A 2,639-nucleotide genomic window follows, 5' to 3' on the forward strand; every position below is an offset into this window, starting at 1 on the left:
TCACCGGCGGCCAGCCGGCCGCACCCGGCTACTTCGCCTTCGACGCCGTGCTCAACCGCAAGGCGCGCGAATTGTTCGACCACGCCAAGGCCCCCCGGCCGCTCCGCACGGCCGAGTTCAGCGAAACCCGTGCCGGGGGCGCGGTGGTGGTCGACGCCCGCGACCCGCAGGAGTACGCCGCCGGCCACGTGCGCGGTGCGATCAACATCCCTGCCGACGGACGGTTCGCCGAGACCGCCGGCAGCGTCATCACGCCGGACCGCCAGGTGCTCGTGGTCGCCCCGCAGGACCGGGAGGAGGAAATCGTCGTACGCCTCGCTCGGATCGGCTTCGACCACGTGGCGGGGTACCTGCGCGAGCCCGAAGCGGCCTTCCTGGAGATGGTCGCTGACATGACCCGGGCCAGCCGGCTCACCGCCACCGAACTACGCGGGGCCCTCGACACGGCCGAACCGCCGACGGTGCTCGACGTCCGCAACGCCGGAGAGCGGGAACAGGGCGCCGTCGACGGCTCGCTGCACATCCCCCTCGCCGAGCTGACCCGGCGCCTCGACGAGGTGCCGGCCGACCGCCCGATCGTCGTGCACTGCGCCGGCGGCTACCGCTCCTCCGTCGCGGCCAGCCTGCTCCGCAACGCCGGCCGCGCGGACGTCTCCGACCTGCTCGGCGGCTACGGCGCCTGGCAGGCGATGCTGCACCCCACCGCCGCCTGAGTACCGCCGAAGACGGGGGTGGCCGTTGGTGCCAGACGGCCACCCCGTCAACGGGGCCGCACCGACCGCCATCACATGGAAGGGATCCAACATGACGACGCTGCCCCAACCCACGCACCGGTGCTTGGCCACCAAGCCCGACACAACGCCCGACGGCCCGCGGTAACCTCAAGCGAGGTGTGGCACGCGAGACTCGTGGCGCGGTTCGAGCGAGAGGTGCGCGGACAGCGTACGGAGGAAGTCGGGCGCGTCGAAGATCTTGCCGGCGGAGGCGACGCCGCTGGTTCCTGTCTGACTGCCGAAAAGGCGATGGACCGCTTCGACCGCCAGCGGTGCGCTGATGGCGTAGATGTCCTGGCCGCTGGCGGCGACACGTCGTTGCGTGTCGCCGGAGCGCACGATGACGTCGACGGTGAACAGACGGCTGGCATGGGAACCGCCACAACGCTGCGCCGACACTTCAACCGCACCATCGGCGTACCTCCGGACGCCTACCGCCGCACCTTCCGCAGCGCCTGACCGTCGGCCTCGACATGTCCTCGCTGACTGGGTTCACGGCCATCGACGACCGGGTCGCCGGCCAGAAGCCCTACCACTCCGGAAGGCACCAGCGGCACGGGGCGAACGTGCAGGTCATCGCCGACGCTACCGCAACCTCGGCCTCCACCTGACCTACCACCCGGAAACACAAACGGTGCGGGCAAGTGTTGACCTTGCCGCGCACCGTTGGATTCGGTTTGTGTCCGAGGGGCGAGTTGAACCCCAACTACATGATCACGATGGCGGCTGAGCTGCGATTGCACTGAAACGGCGGCGCGCGGGCGCGGCCGTTGACGACCAGCCGTGCCCGCTCTACATGACGTCGCGCACCCGGTGAGCGAAGCGGTCACGTTGCATCCGGCGAGGCCGTCGAGGACGTCTTCCACCGTGAACTGGTGTGCCCGTTTCGGCCTGTCGCGTCAGCCTGCCGGTGCAGGATCTGCACGATGCGGCGGGGCGACGCGTCCAGGAGGTCGCACAGGAAGTCGTCGGGGTGCTGTGCCTCGATCGCGTGTGGTTCGAGCGCGTGCGCCGGGAAGTCGCGAAGGTTCGCGGTCACGATGAAGTCCGCGCCGGCGGCGACGGCCGCTGCCAACACGTGCCGGTCCTTGGGGTGGTTGGTCATCTCGTCCACGAGCGCCTGGTAACCGTCGATCTCCGCTTCGGGGAAGAACGTGCGCATCGCCCGGATGCGCCGGTCCGCGGCGGCCGCGCTGACCGATTGCGGTAGGTTGCGCCGGACCTCGTCCAGGATCTGAGCCGACCACAGCGGCCGGTAGTGCTCGTCCTCCGCGCATCGCAGCAGCGTGTCGGCGAGGACGCTGGGCACCAGCACGCAGGCGTCCAGAACTGCGCTGATCATGCTACGGCATCGTTGCCGCGGGCCTTGCCGATCGCCTCGTCGTACACGCCCATGTCCACGGCGTCGGCGGTCATCTCGTCGAGCACTTCGCGTCGCCGGCGGGACCGCTGCTCCTTGTACGCCAGGACGTCGTGCAGGGCGATGCGCCGACTGGAGTTCGGGCGGCTGAACGGCAGGACGCCGTCCTCCATCAGCTTGACCACCGTCGGCCGGCTGACGCCGAGCAGTCGCGCCGCCTCACCGGTGGTCAGCTGGGTGTTCTGGGGCACGACGAGCACGGGCTTTCCCTCGCCCAGGATCGCCACGATCTCGGCGAGTGCCTCGCCGACTGCCTGCGGCATGTCGACCGGCGCCTCATCGTCGACGACCAGGCGCAGGCGACGGCCGCGAAGCGCGCGGCGGGCGAAACGGCGCAGCTCCGCTGTGTCCGGCACAGCCCCACCCATGGGTACTACGGTCACGCTGGCCACCTCCTACGGCCAGACTACCCGTCAAAGCGAAAAAAACGCAAGGTCATCCTTGAG

Annotated in this window: 4 protein-coding genes and 2 pseudogenes; 3 read left to right on the plus strand and 3 right to left on the minus strand. The window is 69.9% G+C overall.

The genetic code is table 11. From position 1 onward, the window contains the following. Nucleotides 1-713, plus strand: a 713-nt coding sequence (locus AB0M52_RS32980; RefSeq protein ID WP_363961760.1) for a rhodanese-like domain-containing protein, incomplete at its 5' end; no start/stop codon positions are given. A gap of 168 nt (nucleotides 714-881) precedes the next feature. Here AB0M52_RS32980 and AB0M52_RS32985 read toward each other — a convergent pair. Beyond that, nucleotides 882-1,172: a hypothetical protein gene (locus AB0M52_RS32985; RefSeq protein WP_363961766.1), complete on the minus strand. Its 291-nt coding sequence runs from the start codon at nucleotides 1,170-1,172 to the stop codon at nucleotides 882-884. Between AB0M52_RS32985 and AB0M52_RS32990 the strand changes: the two are divergent. Beyond that, a pseudogene (locus AB0M52_RS32990) lies at nucleotides 1,134-1,232 on the plus strand (AraC family transcriptional regulator); the annotation flags it as partial. The gene AB0M52_RS32985 and the pseudogene AB0M52_RS32990 sit on opposite strands and share 39 nt — an antisense overlap. Nucleotides 1,233-1,279: 47 nt before the next feature. Continuing rightward, nucleotides 1,280-1,357 (plus strand): annotated as a pseudogene (locus AB0M52_RS32995) (IS5/IS1182 family transposase); the annotation flags it as partial. Nucleotides 1,358-1,599: 242 nt separating this feature from the next. Here the strand turns inward: AB0M52_RS32995 and AB0M52_RS33000 are convergent. Both AB0M52_RS33000 and AB0M52_RS33005 read right to left on the minus strand, forming a co-directional pair. Beyond that, the gene (locus AB0M52_RS33000; RefSeq protein WP_363961762.1) at nucleotides 1,600-2,115 is read right to left on the minus strand and encodes a PIN domain-containing protein; all 516 of its coding nucleotides are present in this window, start codon (nucleotides 2,113-2,115) and stop codon (nucleotides 1,600-1,602) included. Next, on the minus strand, nucleotides 2,112-2,576 hold the full coding sequence (locus tag AB0M52_RS33005) for a helix-turn-helix domain-containing protein (protein WP_363961764.1): 465 nt from the start codon (nucleotides 2,574-2,576) through the stop codon (nucleotides 2,112-2,114). Before AB0M52_RS33005 ends, AB0M52_RS33000 begins: the two co-directional genes overlap by 4 nt. Nucleotides 2,577-2,639 lie beyond the last annotated feature (63 nt).

The sequence above is a fragment of the Micromonospora sp. NPDC051296 genome, assembly GCF_040682255.1.
GTDB lineage: Bacteria > Actinomycetota > Actinomycetes > Mycobacteriales > Micromonosporaceae > Micromonospora > Micromonospora craterilacus.

Bases quoted from the DNA above. Each gene is read 5' to 3' on its own strand.
- AB0M52_RS33000 (WP_363961762.1), bottom strand. From the start codon at position 2,115: ATGATCAGCGCAGTTCTGGACGCCTGCGTGCTGGTGCCCAGCGTCCTC.